The following is an 18,429-nucleotide window of genomic DNA, read 5'->3' on the forward strand; positions in this document are numbered from 1 at the left end:
TCCCGGCCCTCAGGTCCGTCGGGGGACGACTCCGCCGCGGAGGGCGTCAAACAGCCGCTCCAGCCGCGCGCGGTGGTCGTCCACCAGGGCGCTCGACGGCTCGCTCACGACGTTCGGCGGCTCGTCGGCGGTGCGCCGACGCGCGGTCTCCACCAGCACGGTGCTGTAACCGGCGATGAAGAAGGCGGCGAGCAACGTCCCGTCGCCCTCGAAGGCCGGGTCGCGTTCGAGCTCCTCGGCGAGGACCAGCTGAAGGTCGAAGGCGATCTCTCGCGCGCGAGCGAGCAGCGCGGGTGAGGCCGCGACGGTCCGGAAGAAGGGGAGGGACCGGTCGTTGACCCCGGAGAGCGGGTGCCGGGCGTCGAGCAGACGGAGGCTGGTGTCGCGCAGGGAGGCCAGCACCTCGACGCCAGGAGAGCGGTCGCGCACCGCCGAGCGCAGGAATTCGACGGCGTCGTCCGCGCGGTCCAGGAAGAGGTCCTCCTTGCGTGGAAAGTGCTTGAAGACCGTCACGCTCGAGACCCCGGCCTCCCGCGCGACCTCGGCGACCGTGACCGTGTCGTACCCGCGGTCCTTGAACAGCTGGGTCGCCACCTCCAAGATCCTCGCACGCGTCTGCGGCCCGCCGCGCTCTCCGGTCCTGGGCATCCGACCTCACTTCCTTGTGTAACTAAACTTAGTCAGTTAACTTAGTGCTATGTCCTCCGAACAGACGATAGCCATCGAAGCCACCGACCGGTCTCCGCACTCCCCCCGATCATTGCGGGAGGCATGGGTGGCCCTGGCCGGCCTGTCCGCGGTGTTTCTCTTCGAAATGCTGGACAACTCGATCCTGAACGTCGCGCTGCCCACGATCGGGCGCGACCTGCGTGCTTCCACCACCGCACTGCAATGGGTGACCGGCGCGTACGCGGTGGTGTTCGGCGGGTTGATGCTGGCGTTCGGCGCGATCGCCGACCGGTTCGGCCGGCGCCGGATCATGATCATCGGTCTGGTGCTGCTCGGCGTGGCGAGCCTGGCCACCGCCTTCGTCACCACCCCGGAGCAGCTGATCGCCGTCCGGATGGCGATGGGGGTCGCGGCCGCGATGACGACTCCGGGGTCCATGGCGCTGGCCTTCCGGCTGTTCGACGAGGACGGCCTGCGGGTCCGGGCGATGACCGTCATCACGACCGTGGGCCTGGTCGGGCTCGCGGTCGGCCCGACCGCGGGCGGCCTGGTGCTCTCGGTGGCGCCCTGGCAGGTCCTGCTGCTGGTCAACGCGCCGGTCGCGGTGCTCGCGATCATCGGTGTGCGGTTCGGCATCGCCGAGGACGTCGCGGCCGACCTGCACCGCGATCCGGTGGATGCGGCGGGTGCGGTGCTGGGCACGGCGGCGATCGTGCTGGCGCTGGTCGCGCCGACGCTGTTCGTCAACGCGGGCGCCGGATCGTGGGTCCCGTGGGCGATCACGGCGGCGGCCGTGGTGGCGGCGATCACCTTCGTCCTGCGCGAGCGTTCGGCGCGCCACCCGCTGCTCGACCTCAAGCTCGTCGCGCACCCGCTGGTCTCCAGCGGCCTGGCGTTCAAGGCCGCGTCCGGGCTGGCGACCGCCGGCCTCGGCTACCTGGTGACGCTGCAACTGCAACTCGAGTGGGGCTGGTCGCCCGCACTCGCCGCCGTCGGGATGCTGCCGCAGGTAGTCGTCCTCATCGCGGGCGGCGCGTTGCTCGGTCCGTTCGTGAAGTGGGTCGGTCTTGAACGGGCCGCCTGGCTCAGTGCCGCAGCGGTCGTGTTCGGGCTCGCCGTCTACGCCGTGCTGGGCAGGTTCGGATACGCGTGGGTCGCGGTCGCACTCGTGCTCGTCTCCGCGGGAATGCGCGTGGTCGGCGTCGTCGCCGGGACCAATGTGCTCCGCGGCCTGCCGAAGGAACGGACCACGATCGGCGCGGCCCTGGTCGACACCGCGACCGAGGTCGCCTCCGGCGTCGGCATCGCCGCCACCGGCACCATCCTCGCGGCGCTGTTCACCGGCACCATCGCCAGTTCGCACTGGAGCACCCACCAGACCGCGCAGTTCCAGGAGGCGGTCACCGTCTCCGGCCTCACGCTCACCGGTGTGGCAGCGGCCCTCGTCGGCTGGGGGATCCTCCGCAGCCGGCACCTCGCGGCAGCGCCGCCCCGACCAGCCGAGTGAGGGGGCAGGAGAAAGTTCTGTCACGGCTATGTACAGCCCGTTTACCCATAGGTAACTTACTGGCGAGTCAGATCCGTGACCTACCTCACTTTTGTCAGGGGAGCCATGTCCGGAAAGTCCGTTCGCCAGCTATCAGTCGCCGCCGTCGCCGCCCTGGGGCTCGCCGCCGCCTCGCTCACCGCCGCCACCGCGGCCGACGCCGCAGCCCCGAGCGCCGCAGCCGCCGACTCGTTCTACGCCTACTCCGGCAGCGCGCCCCTGTCATCCTTCGCACCGGGCGCCGTGCTCGACGTGCGGACACTGCCGTACCACATCGTGGGCATCGCCACCCCGCTCACCGCGATCCAGATCCTGTACCGAACCACCGACGCCCAGGGCCGCCCGGCCGCCAACGTGACCACCGTGGTGCGCAGTCTCACCGGGGACAGCACCAAGGCCGTGTCCTACCAGTCCTTCTACGACTCGCTCAATCCGCAGGACGGCCCCTCCCGAGCCATCGCCGGCAATGTGAGCCTGGGCGGGGCCATCGCCAACGTCGAGTCCGCGGCCCTGTCCACGGTCCTGCTGCAGGGCTACAACCTGGTCATCCCGGACACCGAAGGCCAGTCCGCGGACTTCGCGGCCGGACCGGAGTACGCCACCAACACCCTCGACTCGATCAGGGCCGCCACCCACCTTGCCGCCACCGGCATGAACAGCGGCACCCGGTTCGGCCTCATGGGCTACTCCGGCGGCGCCATCGCCACCGACTGGGCGGCGGCGCTCGCCCCCAGCTACGCACCGGACGTCAACAAGAACCTGGTGGGCTTCGCCGAGGGCGGCCTGCTGGTCGACCCGGCCCACAACCTGAAGTACGTCAACGGGGCCCTGCTCTGGTCCGGTGTCATACCGATGGCGCTGATCGGGGTGGCCCGCTCGTACGGCATCGACCTCACGCAGTACATGAGCAGCTACGGCAAGCAGGTCTTCGGCCAGTTGCAGAGCGCCTCGATCGTCGACGCCCTCGGCCACTTCCCTGGGCTGACCTGGCAGAAGATGGCCCTGCCGCAGTTCGCCGACCCGGACTCGGCACCGGCCTTCGTCAGCGCGGTGAACCGGATCAACCTGGGCTCGGCCCCCACCCCGACGATTCCCGGATACATCGCCCAGGGCGACGGGGGCGTCCAGGAGGGGACCTTCGGCCACCCGGCCGGCATCGGCACCGGCGACGGCGTCATGGTCGTCGGCGACGTGCGGGCCCTGGCCAACCAGTACTGCGCCACCGGCGACGGCTCCATCAAGTACGACCAGTACGACCTGCTCAGCCACACCGAGACCGCCGTCGCCTGGGCGCCGGTGGCAGCAGCGTGGCTCAATGACCGGTTCGCGGGCAAGAAGGCCCCCACCGACTGCGGCCGGATCGCGGCCGGCAACTCGCTCGCCCCCGAGCGGCCGCTGCCCTGACCGACGGCTGACCGACGGCTGATCGACGGCTGGCTGAGGGCTGGCTGAGGGCTGACTGACGGCGCCCGACGTGCGAGTGGTGCCGTGATGGCGGACATTGCTTCTCAGAGCCCGCGTCCGGCGGCACGGGCCTGCTTCGTAGGCTGACCGCACACGCCGAACCCTGGAGAAGCAATGTCCGTGCGCCTCAACGAGTACGACCAGCCCATCGGTGAGCCGGTGCCCGACTGGTCCCCCCGCCGGTTGCCCGCCGAGGTCACCCTGAAAGGCGACCACTGCCGGTTGGAGCCGCTGAACGCGGACCGGCACGCCGCCGAGCTCCACGCGGCCTACAGCGCCGGCTCGGACCAACGGGACTGGACGTATATGTTCATCGGGCCGTTCGAGCAGGCGCAGGACTACCGCCGCTACGTCGAGGAGGCGGCCGCCGGCAGCGACCCGCGGCACTACGCGGTGATCGACCTCGCCGACGACAGGGCCGTGGGCACCCTCTCGCTGATGCGGCAGGACCCGGCCCACGGGGTGGTCGAGGTCGGCAATGTGATGTTCTCGCCGGCCATGAAACGGCGTCCGATCTCGACCGAGGCGCAGTTCCTGGCCATGAGGTACGCCTTCGACGACCTCGGCTACCGGCGCTACGAGTGGAAGTGCGACAGCCTCAATGCGCCCTCGCGCACCACGGCCGAGCGCCTCGGCTTCACCTTCGAGGGAATCTTCCGGCAGGCGCTCGTGTACAAGGGCCGCAACCGCGACACCGCCTGGTACTCCGTCACCGACACCGAATGGCCCGCGATCGAGCGGGCCTTCCAGGCCTGGCTCGCACCGGAGAACTTCGACGAGCAGGGAGTCCAGCGCCGCCCGCTCGCGGAACTGCGGCGCTGAGGCCGCCGGGCCGGGACAGCTGCTCGCCGCGGGCGGGCGCGGCGGTGTCGTACGCGCCAGGTCCTCCCCTTCGTCAGATCGTGGCCGAATCAAAGCACAGGGCACTGACAAATCCAGCCGAGCCGGGAGCACATGTCAGGGGGCGGCCTCCTGGGATCCCTGGGCGTTGTCGGCGGCGTCGGCCGGGGGTTTGTCTGGGGGCGCCTGGTCGGTGGGCGACTGGCCGGAGGGGTCCGGCTGGGCCGGGTCCTTGGGTGGGCGGCCGCGTCGGGGCAGGGTGCCCACGTTTCCCGGCAGGCGTCCGGCCTGGGCGAGGGACTGGCGCAGCAGGTACTCGATCTGGGCGGTGGTACTGCGCAGTTCGCTTCCGGCCCAGCGGGCCAGTGCGTCGTGCACCGCCGGGTCCAGGCGGAGCAGAATATTCTTGCGTTCGGTCACTGTGGCGCTTACTGGTAGAGGGTGCCGGTGTTCACCACGGGCTGGGTGGCGTGGTCGCTGCAGAGTACGACGAGCAGGTTGCTGACCATGGCGGCCTTGCGCTCCTCGTCGAGGTCGACGATGCCTTGTTCGGCGAGGTTGTCCAAGGCCATCCGCACCATGCCCACCGCGCCCTCGACCAGCCGGGTACGGGCGGCGACCACGGCGTCGGCCTGCTGGCGGCGCAGCATCGCCTGGGCGATCTCGGCCGCGTAGGAGAGCCGGGTGATGCGTGATTCGATCACATGGACGCCGGCAGAGCTGACCCGAGCGGTGATCTCGGCGGACAGTTGGGAGGTAATCTCCTCGGCGTTCTGACGCAGTGACAGTTCTTCGTCGTGGTGGGCGTCATAGGGGTAGTTGCCGGCGATGTGCCGAACCGCGGTCTCGGTCTGGATGCCGACGAACTGGACGAAGTCATCGACCGCGTAGACGGCTTGAGCGGTGTCGTCGACCTGCCAGACCACGACGGCGGCCATCTCGATCGGATTGCCGTCGGCGTCGTTGACCTTGAGCACCGCGGTCTCGTGGTTGCGGATCCGGGTCGAGACCTGGCGCCGCCGGGTGAACGGGTTGACCCAGCGCAGACCGGTGTCGCGGATGGTTCCGCTGTAGTGCCCGAACAGGGACACCACCCGGGCCTGCCCAGGGGCGACGGCGGTCAGGCCGATCAGCACCAGGACCCCGACCGCGATCAACGCTGTCGCGAACGATCCCCCATCGGTCGTCGAGGACCCGGCCAGGACGGCCCCGCCGACGACCAGGGCCAGCCCGGCGGCCAGCCCGAACCACCCGGACCAGGCACGCGCGGCGTGCTCGCTCACCGGCGACTGCGGCATCCGGGCCCGGATCTCGCCGGGCTCTCCAGCAACCATCTCACTGCCTCCTTCTTCTCTGCGCCGCGTTGTCCTGCGGCGCCCGATGTCACACGGGTTGGGTCTTGTCCCTGGTGGGGATGGCGCCGGTCGGTTTGGTGCCGGTCGGTTTGGCGCCGGTGACCAGGCGTTCGCGGTCGAAGAGCTTGGCGACGACCAGGTAGGCAGCGCCGTCGATGGCCAGCAGCAAGGCCGCGAACAGGAGGGCGACCGCGAGGGTCGGTTTGATGACCTGGAACGACATCAGCGCGATCAGCACCAGCGGCGGCAGGCTCGCCAGCGTGCTCAACTGCTGGGCGACGCGGGTGTCGCCGGCCTTGGTGGAGATCGCGATGCCGACCCAGATCGCCCAGCCGGACAGCAGCGGGATGTAGAACACCTCGGCGAGCAGTTGCGGAGCGTGCCAGACGGCCGTGGCGATCACCGGATTCGCGCCGATGCCCACGATCGCCAGGAAGACGCCGAAGACGACGTAGGAGAGTCCGACAGCGGGGATGAGGTTCGCCACCGCCTTGCCGATCAGGAATTCCTCGCGTCGGATCGGTGTAGTCAACACCGGTTCCAGGGTGCCCTGTTCGCGCTCCCCGATCACCGAGCTGGCCGCGATGGCGGACGGGAGGAACACCGGGATCAGCATCAGGAACATCAGCGAAAGCCCCACCTGGTCGTCCAGTTGCCGACTGTCCGCGGCTGCCTGGCCGGCCAGGATGGTGACGGTCGGCGTGATCAGGAAGAGGACCGGGAAGACCGCCATCGTGGACAGGATGAAGCGGTTGCGCCGGAACTCGGTGAGCTCCTTACGGACCACCGCGCCGATTCGCACCGTGCTGATGCCGGAGCCGGCGGTGGTGCCGAGGCCGGAGCCGGCGTTGGTGCTGGCGCTCATCGCGATCCTCCTTCCTGGCCCTCGACCAGTTCGAGGTAGACGTCCTCCAGTGAGTGCCGCGATTCGTTGATCGACAGCACGTCGGCGCCGGCGGTCACCAGCGCCCGGGTGACCGCCGGCGCCGCCACGGCCGGGTCGGACACCGTCAGCACATAGCAGACCGGACCGCTCGCCGACAGCTCATCGGATCGCCAACTCTCCACCGCTGCAACGCCCGTGAAGACCCGCTCGGGGTCGGCCAGCGGCGCTGCGATCGTGGCCTCCAGCGACCGGCTGAAGTGGGTGCGGCGCAGTTCGTCGGGTCGGCCGATGGTGCGCAGGCCGGTGTTCATGATGGCGACCCGGTCGCACAGGCGCTCCGCCTCATCGAGCCGATGGGTGGTCAGGAACACGGTGACGCCGCGCTGCCGCAGCCCGCGGATCAGGCCGTGCACCTCGTGCGCCGCCACCGGGTCGAGGCCGGAGGTCGGCTCGTCCAGGAACATCACCTCCGGATCGTTGAGCAGCGTGCGGGCCAGCGCGACCCGCTGGCGCAGACCCTTGGACAGGCTCCCGCAGAGGTCCTGCGCGCGGTCGCCGAGGTCGACCGCGTCCAGGGCCTCCTTCATCCGGGCCTCGCGCTTCGGCAGGCCGTACAGGCGCGCGAAGAACTCCAGGTTCTCGGTCACCGTCAGTTTGCGGTACAGGCCCGGAGCCTCCGGCATGATCGAGATGCGCCGGCGGATCTCCGCCTCATTGCCGCGGGTCAGCGGAATGCCGGCCACCACCGCCGACCCTGACGTCGGGGCGATCAGCGTGCCCAGGATCCGCACCGTGGTGGTCTTGCCCGCCCCGTTGGGGCCCAGGAACCCGAACACCTCACCGCGGGCGACGCTGAACGACACATCCTCCACGGCGGTGCGGCCGCCGAAACTCTTGCGCAGGTGGCTGACTTCCACCGCTGACTCCCCTGCGGAGGACGCCCGCCCACCGACCCCGCCGCCCTCGGCTGCTCTGCTCATTCGGCCCTGCCTTCGACTGCAAGCCCCAACTGCTTCTTACCTCTATCAAAGTGATATCACATTTCTTGGCAGACCGCTTCCCCTTCGGGCGACCTCTCCTACCGGCGGACCATTGACGCTGCACATTCACGGTGCTTCACTGCTCAGGCAGAGAGCGCTCTCTTACGCTCTCGGACCAGCCGCACCACCCTCCCCCCACCCACCACAGGGAGCGCCATGCCGAGCACACCCAGCCGCCGCACCGTGCTGCGTACGGCCGCCGTCGCCGCCGCCACGTTGCCCATGGTCGGCGGCCCACTCGCCACCGGCGAGGCGTTCGCCTCGTCCCCTGCCTCCGGCAACGACGGCCACCCCGGCCACAGCACCGGCCTCGGCCCCAACGTCCTGGTCTTCGACCCCTCGATGAGCGACGCCTCGATCCAGGCCCAGGTGGACGCGGTGTTCACCACCCAGCAGTCCAACCAGTTCGGCACCGAGCGCTATGCGCTGGCCTTCCGGCCCGGCAGCTACAACGTCGACATCAACGTCGGCTTCTACACCCATGTACTCGGCCTCGGGTCCTCCCCGGACGATGTCGTGATCAACGGTCATGTCACGGTCGACGCCCAGTGGTTGCAGGGCAACGGCACCCAGAACTTCTGGCGCGCCGCCGAGAACCTGGCCATCGTCCCGCCGGACGGCCTGGAGCGGTGGGCGGTCGCCCAGGCCGGTGGGATGCGGCGGGCCCACATCAAGGGCAACATGACCCTGTGGCCCAGCCCGCCCGGCAACCGCTGGTCCAGCGGCGGGTACCTGGCCGACAGCGTGGTGGACGGCCAGGTGGACTCCGGTTCGCAGCAGCAGTGGCTGTCCAGGAACGACAGCTTCGGCAGCTGGACCGGCACCAACTGGAACATGGTCTTCGTCGGCACCAAGGGCGCTCCCCCGCAGAGCTTCCCCACCCCGGCCTGGACCACCGTCGACCGGACTCCGTCCGTCCGTGAGAAGCCCTTCCTCACCATCGCCCACGACGGCTCGTACCACGTCTTCGTTCCCGCCCTGCGCCACGGCAGCGCCGGCCCGAGCTGGACCTCCGGCCGGGCCGCCGGGCACAGCATTCCGCTGTCCCAGTTCCATGTCGCCCGGCCCGGCGACTCCGCCAGGACCATCAACGAGGCCCTGGAGCGGGGCAGCCACCTGCTGTTCACCCCCGGCGTCTACGCCCTCTCCGGCGCCATCAAGGTGGACCGTCCCGGCACCGTCGTGCTCGGCCTGGGCCTGGCCACCCTCCAGGCCACGCACGGCAATTCGCTCATCGAGGTGGCCGACGTCGGCGGCGTCACCGTCGCCGGGGTGCTGCTGGAGGCCGGCGCCGCCAACTCGCCGGTCCTGCTCCGGGTCGGCCACGGCCGCAGCCACCGGTCCCACGCCGGGGACCCCACCGTGCTGTTCGACGTCTACGCCCGGATCGGCGGCGCGGTCGCCGGTGGCGCCACCGTCAGCATCCAGCTCGACAGCAATGACGTGATCTGCGACAACCTCTGGCTCTGGCGCGCCGACCACGGGTTGGACGGCACCGTCGGCTGGTCCGTCAACCCGGCCGACACCGGCTTCCTGGTCAACGGCGACCGGGTCATCGCCTACGGCCTCGCGGTCGAGCACTACCAGAAGTACGAGGTGCTCTGGAAGGGCAACCACGGCCGCACCTACTTCTTCCAGAACGAGCACCCCTACGACGTCCCCACCCAGACCGCCTGGCGCCACGGCAGCACCAACGGCTACGCCGCCTACAAGGTCGCCGACTCGGTCACCGACCACCAGGCCTGGGGGCTCGGCAGCTACTGCTTCTTCGACCTGAACGCCAATGTCTACACCGACCGCGCCTACGAGGTCCCCGACACCCGCGGCGTTGTCTTCACCGACCTGATGACCGTCTGCCTCAACGGCCCTGGTGGCGGCGGCATCCTGCACTGCATCAACAACAGCGGCGACCCGGTGCAGAACGGCTTCGGCACCTTCGACCTGACCGGCTACTCGAACGGCGTCGCGACCTGAGTGTTAGTCAGAGGTCCTGAGGGCCCGGACCGGCCCAGCGGGGCCAGGGCCAGGCCCTCGGAGCGGCCCCGGACCGCCGCCGTCATTGTCGGTGGCGGCCCGGGGTCGTTCCGATGATGTGGGTGAACGCCGCGATGAAGCTGCTGGGGTTGGCCCAGCCGCAGGCGGCGGCGGTTCGGGTGGTGTCGTGGCCCTCGGCGAGGAGCACGAGCGCGTGGTGGACCCGTAGTTGGGTGCGCCACTCGTAGAAGGTCATGCCGAGTTCATGGTGGAAGAGACGGCTGAGGGTGCGGGCGCTGGCTCCGATCCGCTTTCCGAGTTCGGCCAGCGTGGCATTGTCCGCCGGCGTCTGGTGCAGCATCCGGGCGACGGCCTGCAGCCGGTCGTCCCGTGGTTCGGGCAGGTGCAGCGGCTGTTCGGGTGCTTCGCGGAGTTCCTCGACGAGGACGCGAAGGAGGCGGGCGCGCGCGGAGCGGCTGTAGTCGGGCACGGCGTCGTCGTAGTTGCGGGGGCCGGTCAGGGCGAGCAGGACCTCGCGGGCCAGGCCGGAGGCCAGGAAGACGGCGGGATGGTCCGGGACGAGCCGGGCCAGGGACGGCGCGAGGAAGACGATCCGCATATCGGTGTCGCCGTGGGCCCGGTGCTGATGCGTGAACCCGGCGGGGGTCCAGGCGACCCGGTTGGCGGGAACGATCGACGTGCCGCGCTCGGTGTGAACCGCCAGGACACCGCGGGCCGCGTACACCAGGTGGCCCCGGGCGTGCGACTGCACCGTACTTGTCTCGCCGGACGGCCACAGGTGGCGCCCGCCGGAGGGCCACAGATGTGACGTCACACCGGCGTTCGGGCGAGCTTGGCGGTGAACAGGCATCAGTTGGCATTCTAGCGGTAGCAAGCCACCTCTCGATCCGGCGAGACTTCCTTCAGGCCCAGCGGTCATGGAGGCAGCCCGCCTCGATGCCGCGGCCTGAGAGAGCTTGAGAGAGCTTGAGAGAGCTTGCGAGAGAAGGAGCAACGCATGGCGACGTTCGTCCTTGTGCCCGGCGCCTGGAAGGGCTCCTGGTCGTTCGAGGCGGTGGTCCCGCTGCTGGAGCGCGCCGGTCACACCGTGCACGCGCTGACCCTGACCGGTCTGCGGCCGGACGACGACAATTCGACGGTCGCGACCGCCAACCTCGACACCCACGCCGACGACGTGGTGCGGCACCTCGATCGCCACCACCTCACCGGCACGACGCTGGTCGGCCACAGCTACGCCGGGATGGTGATCGCCGCCGCAGCGGACCGCGCCGGCGGCCGGATCTCACGACTGGTGCATCTCGACGCCTACGTGCCGCGCGACGGCGAGTCCTGCTGGTCGTCCACCAACGAGCACTTCCGGAAGGTGTTCGCGGCCGGCGCTACGGCCACCGGCTACTCCGTCCGACCGCCGGCGGGAGGCGATCCCCGCCGCCGTCCCCATCCCCTCGCCTCGTTCCTGCAGACCGTCCGGCTCACCGGCGCGCTCGCCCAGGTCCCCCGTCGGGAGTTCGTCTACTGCTCGGGATGGGAGGACCGGACACCGTTCGCCGAACTCCGCAGCCGACTCCAAGCCGATCCCGCGTGGCAGGTCCACGACCTCCCCACCGGCCACGACGCCATGCACGAGGCGCCGGAGGCAGTCGCCGCACTCCTGCTCGGCTGACCAGCCGGCTAGCGTGCCACGCGGTAGTGGAGGTAGACGACTTTCGAGCTGAAGGTTCGGGTCTCGACGAGTTCGAGATCCACCCGCTGCTCGCGCTGGGGAAAGAACGAAGTGCCACCGCCCACCAGAACCGGGTAGACCCTGGCCCGGTACTCGTCGATCAGACCCAACTCGGCCGCCTCGGCGGCGAGAGCCGCGCCACCGATCGCGATCTCGCCCTCCCCCGGCTCGGCCCGCAACCGCTCGATCTCCGCCGCCAGGCCGCCGGAGGCCAGGCGGGCACAGCCCTGCACCGCCGACAGCGTGGTGGAGAACACCACCTTCGGGAGCGGCTTCCAGAGCGCGGCCCACTCAAGCATGGGTTCGTCGAGCGAGGGATCCTCGTCGGCGGTCTCCCAGTAGAGCATCGTCTCGTACAGCCGTCGTCCCATCAGATGGACGCCGACCCCGCGAATCTCGTCGGTGACGAAGCGAAAGACCTCCTCGTCGGGCGCCGTCCAGTCGAAGCCGCCGTCCGGCCCCACGACGTAGCCGTCGAGTGAGACGCCCATCGAATAGGTCACGCTGCGCATCAGGAGCCCTCCTCGGTAACGGGTTCGACAGTACGATGTCTCACTTCCTTGACCAAGGCCTCGAACCGAGAATCCCCCACCTGGACGACGTGGGTGCGACTCGATTCGTCACTCGGCGTGACGGCGAGACTTCGCCGCCCCTTGGCGTTCCGCAAGATCTCGACCGAGGCATCGGGGGGAAATATCTGTGCTTTCCCTCTGACTCCCTGCGGGACAACCAGGACACCACTGTCAAGGACCCTGATCCGCCTTCCCACCATGAACGCCACCAACAGGAAGCATCCAGCCGCACATCCATAGGGAATTCGGTCCGCGAGACCACCGCTCTGAACCGCCGGGAGCAACGTGGAAAGACATAGGATGACGAATCCGACCTGAGCGGCGGGAGCGCCCTTTCTGGGCGCCGAGAATACAGTTTCCGGCTGCGATTCGGATGGCTTCATGCGCGGCGCCCTTCCAGTGCTGGGTAGATGGGTCGTTCTAGAGGATGATTGCCAGAACCGCGGTCGCAATGAACAGAAAGGTCCCTGCGGTCAGGCGGATCGTACGAGAGGTTGACTCGCCAAGCATGGCGACTCCATAGGCGGACAGCTTCTGCATCCACTGCTGGTCCGATCATAGGAATACCCCTAGGGGGTATCGTCGTTCCTGTTCCCGACCGGCACGTCGAAGCCGCCACACCCACCAGGGGCCACCATGCACGCGATCCGGCACGCACTGTCCATCACCGGCTCGATGACCTGGGAGATCACCTGGGCCCTGATCCTGGGCTTCGCCCTGTCCGCGGTCGTGCAGGCGGTGGTGCGGAAATCCACGATCATCCGGCTCCTCGGCGACGACCGGCCCCGCACCCTGGCCATGGCCTCGCTGCTCGGGGCGGCCTCCTCCTCGTGCTCCTACGCGGCCGTGGCGCTGGCCCGCTCGCTGTTCCGCAAGGGCGCGAACTTCACCGCCGCGATGGCCTTTGAGATCGCCTCGACCAACCTGGTGGTCGAACTCGGAGTGATTCTGGCCCTGTTGATGGGCTGGCAGTTCACCGCCGCCGAGTTCACCGGCGGCCCGATCATGATTGTGGTCCTGGCCGTGCTGTTCCGCATCTTCCTGCGCGACAAACTGCTGCGCGAGGCCCGCGAGCAGGCCGACCGGGGCACGGCCGGCTCGATGGAGGGCCATGCCGCGATGGACATGTCCGTGCAGGCCGAGGGCTCCTTCACCAAGCGGCTGTTCTCCCGCGAGGGCTACACCTCGGTGGCGCACGTGTTCGTGATGGAGTGGGCCGCGATCCTGCGCGACCTGGTGATCGGCCTGCTGATCGCCGGAGCCATCGCCGCCTGGGTGCCCGACTCCTTCTGGCGCACCTTCTTCTTCGACGGCCACCCCCTGGCGTCCAAGCTGTGGGGCCCGGTCATCGGCCCGCTGGTGGCCGTGTTCTCGTTCGTCTGCTCGATCGGCAATGTGCCGCTGGCGGTGGTGCTGTGGAAGGGCGGCATCAGCTTCGGCGGCGTGGTCGCGTTCATCTTCGCCGACCTGCTGATCCTGCCGATCCTGAGCATCTACCGGAAGTACTACGGGTGGCGGATGACCGCTTTCCTCGCCGCCACCTTCTACGCCGCCATGGTCGTCGCCGGCTACGTCGTCGAGTTCGTCTTCGGGGGTCTTGGCCTGATCCCCGACCAGGCCACCGCGAAGATCCCGATGGATGGCGTGAGCTGGAACTACACCACCTTCCTCAACATCGCCTTCCTGCTGCTGGCCGCCGCGCTGCTGGTCCGCTTCCTGCGGACCGGCGGACGCGGGATGCTCGCGATGATGGGCGGCGCGCCGGAGGCCGAGCACGCACCTATGCACAGCCACGAGCACGAGCACTGAGGGCGGACAGGGCAGCGGGAATGCGAACGCGGTCGGCGCTGTTGAGCCGAACAGCAACACACATGGAAATGAAAACCATGACGTTGTAAGTGGTCCGCCAGACCACCCGCACAGGAGGGACACCGCATGGCCCGCAACGAACTGCGCCCGATCGTCAAACTCCGCTCGACCGCCGGCACCGGCTACACCCACGTCACCCGCAAGAACCGCCGCAACGACCCCGACCGGCTCACCCTCCGCAAGTACGACCCGCGCGTGCGCGAGCACGTCCTGTTCCGCGAGGAACGCTGACCCGCCCCGTCTCCCCCACCAGCTCAACTCAAGGAGTAGCCGTGAAGACCAGAATCCACCCCGCGTACCGCCCCGTCGTCTTCCGCGACAAGGTCGGCGGCCTCGCCTTCCTCACCCGCTCCACCGCCACCGGTGCACACACCATCGACTGGGAGGACGGCCGCAGCTACGACGTCATCGACGTCGAGACCTCCTCGGCCAGCCACCCCTTCTACACCGGTAGCGCCCGCGTCCTCGACACCGCCGGCCGTGTGGAACGCTTCAACCGCCGCTACGGAAGCACCGCAAGGCTTGCCGGCCAGGCAAGCTGACGCACCGGCGGTCAGGCACCGCCGTAGCCGTGCAGGAACGTGGTGACGGCATGGGTGATCGAGTCGGCGATCTGCGCCGGGGAGAGCGGTGCTCTCCCGTAGGCGCGAATGGTGATCTCGGAACTGACCAGGGCGATGAAGTGGACGGTGGCCCGCGCCGGGTCGTCGAAGCGGAGCAGCCCGGCCTCGGCCAGCTGCTCCAGCCGCCGGGCGACCTCACGCTGCACCCGTAGCGGTCCCGCCTGCTGCCAGGCGTCGATGACGGCCACGGGGAAGTGCGCCACCTCCGACTTGATCTGGCGGATCATCGCGAAGTGCTCGGGGAACTGGGTGCGCTGCCCGACGAAGGCCCGGCCCAGGGCGACCAGGTCGGCCTCGGGATCGGCGCCGGCCAGCTGCCTCTCCACGGTCTCGATGAAGGCGTCCGCGACCTGGTTGGCGCTGGCCTGCACCACGTCGGAGAACAGCTGCTCCTTTCCGCCGAAGTGGTTGTAGATCGTCCTGGTGGAGACACCCGCCTCGGCCGCGATCGCCTCGATGGTGGTGCGGTCGTAGCCCTCGCGCCCGAACACCGTGCGCGCGCCCTCGGTGATGGCCACCCGCTTCGCCGCGCGGACGCCCGGGCGGGGACCCGAGGACCTGGCTGTCGGTGTTGACGGCGTTGTCGGCGAGCTCATCGGGTCCTCCACAGGTACTGGCATCCATCGCCGTCGATCGTCATCCGTCGTTGTTCAATTTACCATGCACGTTGTACTTTACTTTGACGGGTGCAGTGCCAACAACGGAGGAACCATGGGAACCACGGTCGCGATCGTCGGGGGCGGATACGGCGGGGCAGCTCTCGCCAAGGAGCTCGACCCGGATTTCGACGTCGTCCTGATCGACCCCAAGGACTCCTTCGTCCACGCGGTCGCCGCCCTGCGCGGCCTGGTCAGCGCCCCCTGGGCCGAGCGCATGTACTTCGGCTTCGACGGGTTGCTCCAGCGCGGGCGCCATCTGCGCGACCGCGCCGCCGCGGTGGACGCCGGCGGGGTGACCACCGCCGACGGCACCCGGGTGGCGGCCGACTTCGTCGTCCTGGCCAGCGGATCCTCCTACCCCTACCCGGCGAAGCTCGACACCGACAGCACCGCCGAGGCGCTGGCCCGACAGGCCGGCACCCGGGCCGAACTCGCCGCCGCCCGCCACGTCCTGCTGGTCGGCGCGGGGCCGGTCGGCCTTGAACTCGCGGGCGAGATCACCGACCAGTGGCCGGACAAGCGGGTCACCCTGGTCGACGTCGCCGCGGACATCCTCGGCGGCCAGTACTCCCCCGAACTGCGCACGGCGCTGCGCGGTCAGCTGGCCGACCGCGGCGTGCGGCTGCTGCTGGGCAGCCCGCTGGCCAAGCAGCCTGCAGTGGAGCCGGGGGTTCGGCAGGGCTTCGTCGTCCGTACCGAGAACGGCGCCGAGATCGAAGCCGACCTCTGGTTCCGCTGCTACGGCGTGGTCCCCAGCAGCGACTACCTCTCCGGCTCCGGCGAACTCGCCGCGGCCCGGCGCGCCGACGGCTTCGTCGAGGTGGACGAGAGGCTCCGGGTGGCCGGGGCCTCCAACGTCTTCGCGATCGGCGACATCACCGCCGTTCCCGAGCCCAAGCGCTCCAAGGCCGCGTCGGACCACGCCCAGGTCGTCGCGGCCAACATCAGGTCGCTCGCGGCGGGCCGCCCCGCCGAGGCCGTCTACCGGCCGGGACCGGCCGCCGTGCTGATCCCGCTCGGTGCGGCCGGCGGAGCCTCCCAGGTGCCCGGTCCCGAGGGCCCGGTCGTCCTGGACGCGGCCACCACGGCCCGCTACAAGAGCGGGGACCTGCTCATCGGCCGGTACGCCGAACTCTTCGGCACAGCGCCGCAGCAGTAAGCACCAGCAGTAAGCAGCAACAGTGAGCGGCCCCCGGGGGACGACACACTGCCGCAGTACGCTGTTCATCATCGGCTCGGAGAATAGTTGACATGACGACAACTCAGGAGATCGACCAGACCGCCTTCGCCCAGCAGTGGGAGGAGTGGCACACCGCCCACGAGCAGGTGCTCGCCGACCCGCACGGCTTCCTCGCCATCACCGGCCTGCACTGGCTGAACGAGGAGCCCACCCGCTTCGAGGACGCGCCCGGCGCCTGGTCCACCACCGACGAGGGGGTCGTCGTCGAGCTGGCCGAGGGCGAGCAGCTCACCGTCGACGGCGTCACCGTCACCGGTCGGCACAGCTTCGGCGTCATCGGCGAGCGGGTCAGCCTCTACCCGGCCGCGGGCGACGCGGTCATCGAGGTCGCCAAGCGCGGCGGCCACGACATCCTGCGTCCGCGCCACCCCGAGAACGGCCTGCGCACCGCCTTCACCCACACCCCCGCCTACCAGCCGGACCCGAACTGGGCCGTGACCGGCCGCTACCTGCCCTTCGAGACGCCCAGGCCGACCACCGTGGGCGCGTCGGTCGAGGGCCTGCAGCATGTCTACGACGCCCCCGGACAGGTCGAGTTCGAGCTCGACGGGGCCACCCACCGGCTCACCGCGTTCAACGGCCGGGAGCCCGGCAGCCTGCTGGTGCTCTTCAACGACGCCACCTCGGGCGTCACCACCTACGCCGCCAACCGCAGCCTCTCCGTGGCCGCGCCCGACGACCAGGGGGCGGTCCTGCTGGACTTCAACCGCGCTGCCAACCTCCCCTGCGCCTACACCGACCTGGCCACCTGCCCGCTGCCGCCCGCCGAGAACCGGCTGCCGGTCGCGGTGGAGGCCGGGGAGAAGATCCCGTTCGAGCGCCAGACCGACTAGGACCGCCTAAGCCCGACCGTCCGAACACCGTTCGCTGGGCGCCGTTCGCTAGGCGCCGTTCGCTGGGCGCTGGGCGGCGCGGTAGCGGGAGGGCGGGGTGCCGTAGCGGCTGACGAAGGCCTGGCGCAGGGTCTCGGCCGTTCCGAAGCCGCATCGCGTCGCCACGGCCGCCACCGGCAACTCGGTCGAGGCCAGCATTCGGGCGGCCGCCTCGGTGCGGGCGTCGCGGACGAATCGGCCCGGGGGTTTGCCCAGCTGCTCGACGAACAGCCGGGTCAGCTGGCGTTCGCTCACTCCCGCCCGGGCCGCCAGCGCGGCGGCGCCCAGGTCGCCGTCCAGGTGGCTGGAGATGTGGTCGACGGCCCGCCCCACCAGGCTGTTCGTCGGCGCGGGGGTGGCCGTGAAGATGCTCATCTGGGCCTGGTTGCCCGGTCGTTGCAGATAGGTGACCAGGCCGCGGGCCACCGCGCGGGCCAACTCGGCGCCGTGGTCCTCCTCGATGAAGGCCAGGGTCAGGTCCAGCGCGCTGGTGACGCCGGCCGCGGTGGAGACGCTGCCGTCGCGGATGTAGATCGGCACCGGGTCCACCGTGATCTCCGGGTAGGCGGCGGCCAGTTGCTCGGCGTACCACCAGTGGGTGGTGGCACGTCTGCCGTCCAGCAGGCCGGCGGCGGCCAGCACGGTCGCCCCGGTGCAGACCGAGGCCACCCGGACGCTCTCCCGGGCCAGGCGGCGGACATGTCCGACGATCAGCGGGTTGGCCGCGGCGGCGGCGTGGCCGAAGCCGCCCGAGACGATCAACGTGTCCAGCGGTCCCCGCAGCCGTTCCAGCGGACGCCGGCCCTGCAGCGTCAGCCCGGAGTCGCAGGTGATCGCCCTTCCGCCCGGCGTGGCCAGGCTCACCGCGTAGGCGGGGCAGGCGCCCAGCAGGTTGGCGGTGATCAGGGTCGAGGTCACGCAGGCGATGTCCAGCAACTCGGCCTGGTCGTAGCCGACCACGACCATCTGTCGTTCCTCCATGGCCAGGACCCTATGTCGGGATGCCAGGCATCCCAAGATTCCGGACCGGGTCGCTGCTTTCTCTTGGCTTCTCCAGGCCGGGAGCCGATGGTGAC

At 69.8% G+C, this 18,429-nt stretch carries 19 protein-coding genes; 10 read left to right on the top strand and 9 right to left on the bottom strand.

Annotated elements, in window-relative coordinates:
- Positions 1-9: 9 nt before the first annotated feature.
- Positions 10-594 carry a TetR/AcrR family transcriptional regulator gene (locus ACXKR8_RS13870; RefSeq protein WP_458273217.1) on the bottom strand — a complete coding sequence of 195 codons (585 nt, stop codon included), beginning with the start codon at positions 592-594 and terminating at the stop codon, positions 10-12.
- Positions 595-697: 103 nt separating this feature from the next.
- Here ACXKR8_RS13870 and ACXKR8_RS13875 point away from each other — a divergent pair, with 103 nt between their 5' ends.
- The 3 genes from ACXKR8_RS13875 to ACXKR8_RS13885 all read left to right on the top strand — a co-directional run bounded on the left by ACXKR8_RS13875 (position 698) and on the right by ACXKR8_RS13885 (position 4,501).
- The gene (locus tag ACXKR8_RS13875; RefSeq protein WP_458273218.1) at positions 698-2,176 is read left to right on the top strand and encodes an MFS transporter; all 1,479 of its coding nucleotides are present in this window, start codon (positions 698-700) and stop codon (positions 2,174-2,176) included.
- Positions 2,177-2,281: 105 nt separating this feature from the next.
- Complete coding sequence (locus ACXKR8_RS13880; protein WP_458273219.1) at positions 2,282-3,619, top strand: lipase family protein; 1,338 nt, start codon at positions 2,282-2,284, stop codon at positions 3,617-3,619.
- 174 nt (positions 3,620-3,793) lie between these two features.
- Positions 3,794-4,501, top strand: a complete 708-nt coding sequence (locus ACXKR8_RS13885; protein WP_458273220.1) for a GNAT family N-acetyltransferase — start codon at positions 3,794-3,796, stop codon at positions 4,499-4,501.
- 135 nt (positions 4,502-4,636) lie between these two features.
- On the opposite strand, the gene ACXKR8_RS13890 is transcribed toward ACXKR8_RS13885, so the two are convergent.
- From ACXKR8_RS13890 to ACXKR8_RS13905, 4 genes are read right to left on the bottom strand one after another with little or no spacing between them, the layout of a single operon-like run.
- Entirely contained in the window at positions 4,637-5,002 is a 366-nt protein-coding gene (locus ACXKR8_RS13890; protein ID WP_458274978.1) for a type II toxin-antitoxin system antitoxin, read from the bottom strand.
- Positions 4,948-5,853, bottom strand: coding sequence for an SPFH domain-containing protein (locus ACXKR8_RS13895; protein ID WP_458273221.1), 906 nt, complete (start codon positions 5,851-5,853; stop codon positions 4,948-4,950). Before ACXKR8_RS13895 ends, ACXKR8_RS13890 begins: the two co-directional genes overlap by 55 nt.
- A gap of 49 nt (positions 5,854-5,902) precedes the next feature.
- Complete coding sequence (locus tag ACXKR8_RS13900) at positions 5,903-6,739, bottom strand: ABC transporter permease (protein WP_458273222.1); 837 nt, start codon at positions 6,737-6,739, stop codon at positions 5,903-5,905.
- Positions 6,736-7,677: an ABC transporter ATP-binding protein gene (locus ACXKR8_RS13905; RefSeq protein WP_458273223.1), complete on the bottom strand. Its 942-nt coding sequence runs from the start codon at positions 7,675-7,677 to the stop codon at positions 6,736-6,738. The genes ACXKR8_RS13900 and ACXKR8_RS13905 overlap by 4 nt, the downstream gene beginning before the upstream one ends.
- Positions 7,678-7,956: 279 nt before the next feature.
- Between ACXKR8_RS13905 and ACXKR8_RS13910 the strand changes: the two genes are divergently transcribed.
- On the top strand, positions 7,957-9,774 hold the full coding sequence (locus ACXKR8_RS13910; protein WP_458273224.1) for an adenylyl cyclase: 1,818 nt from the start codon (positions 7,957-7,959) through the stop codon (positions 9,772-9,774).
- Positions 9,775-9,856: 82 nt separating this feature from the next.
- On the opposite strand, the gene ACXKR8_RS13915 is transcribed toward ACXKR8_RS13910, so the two are convergent.
- Entirely contained in the window at positions 9,857-10,546 is a 690-nt protein-coding gene (locus ACXKR8_RS13915) for an AraC family transcriptional regulator (protein WP_458273225.1), read from the bottom strand.
- Positions 10,547-10,792: 246 nt separating this feature from the next.
- Here ACXKR8_RS13915 and ACXKR8_RS13920 point away from each other — a divergent pair, with 246 nt between their 5' ends.
- Positions 10,793-11,458, top strand: a complete 666-nt coding sequence (locus ACXKR8_RS13920; protein ID WP_458273226.1) for an alpha/beta fold hydrolase — start codon at positions 10,793-10,795, stop codon at positions 11,456-11,458.
- Positions 11,459-11,466: 8 nt separating this feature from the next.
- On the opposite strand, the gene ACXKR8_RS13925 is transcribed toward ACXKR8_RS13920, so the two are convergent.
- Positions 11,467-12,030 (bottom strand): dihydrofolate reductase family protein, encoded by a 564-nt coding sequence (locus ACXKR8_RS13925; RefSeq protein ID WP_458273227.1) that lies wholly within the window; start codon positions 12,028-12,030, stop codon positions 11,467-11,469.
- A 696-nt stretch (positions 12,031-12,726) separates the two neighbouring features.
- Here ACXKR8_RS13925 and ACXKR8_RS13930 point away from each other — a divergent pair.
- The 3 genes from ACXKR8_RS13930 to ACXKR8_RS13940 all read left to right on the top strand — a co-directional run bounded on the left by ACXKR8_RS13930 (position 12,727) and on the right by ACXKR8_RS13940 (position 14,501).
- Positions 12,727-13,899 carry a permease gene (locus ACXKR8_RS13930; protein WP_458273228.1) on the top strand — a complete coding sequence of 391 codons (1,173 nt, stop codon included), beginning with the start codon at positions 12,727-12,729 and terminating at the stop codon, positions 13,897-13,899.
- Between the two features lie 126 nt (positions 13,900-14,025).
- Positions 14,026-14,190, top strand: a complete 165-nt coding sequence (rpmG, locus tag ACXKR8_RS13935; RefSeq protein WP_458273229.1) for a 50S ribosomal protein L33 — start codon at positions 14,026-14,028, stop codon at positions 14,188-14,190.
- Between the two features lie 41 nt (positions 14,191-14,231).
- Positions 14,232-14,501 (top strand): type B 50S ribosomal protein L31, encoded by a 270-nt coding sequence (locus tag ACXKR8_RS13940; RefSeq protein WP_458273230.1) that lies wholly within the window; start codon positions 14,232-14,234, stop codon positions 14,499-14,501.
- A gap of 11 nt (positions 14,502-14,512) precedes the next feature.
- On the opposite strand, the gene ACXKR8_RS13945 is transcribed toward ACXKR8_RS13940, so the two are convergent.
- Positions 14,513-15,178, bottom strand: coding sequence for a TetR/AcrR family transcriptional regulator (locus ACXKR8_RS13945; RefSeq protein ID WP_458273231.1), 666 nt, complete (start codon positions 15,176-15,178; stop codon positions 14,513-14,515).
- A gap of 115 nt (positions 15,179-15,293) precedes the next feature.
- Here ACXKR8_RS13945 and ACXKR8_RS13950 point away from each other — a divergent pair, with 115 nt between their 5' ends.
- Both ACXKR8_RS13950 and ACXKR8_RS13955 read left to right on the top strand, forming a co-directional pair.
- Entirely contained in the window at positions 15,294-16,400 is a 1,107-nt protein-coding gene (locus ACXKR8_RS13950) for an NAD(P)/FAD-dependent oxidoreductase (RefSeq protein WP_458273232.1), read from the top strand.
- A gap of 92 nt (positions 16,401-16,492) precedes the next feature.
- Positions 16,493-17,314, top strand: a complete 822-nt coding sequence (locus ACXKR8_RS13955; RefSeq protein WP_458273233.1) for a DUF1684 domain-containing protein — start codon at positions 16,493-16,495, stop codon at positions 17,312-17,314.
- A gap of 48 nt (positions 17,315-17,362) precedes the next feature.
- Here the strand turns inward: ACXKR8_RS13955 and ACXKR8_RS13960 are convergent, their stop codons facing one another.
- The gene (locus ACXKR8_RS13960; protein WP_458273234.1) at positions 17,363-18,334 is read right to left on the bottom strand and encodes a GlxA family transcriptional regulator; all 972 of its coding nucleotides are present in this window, start codon (positions 18,332-18,334) and stop codon (positions 17,363-17,365) included.
- Positions 18,335-18,429: the final 95 nt, after the last annotated feature.

This window comes from Streptacidiphilus sp. PAMC 29251 (assembly GCF_054208735.2).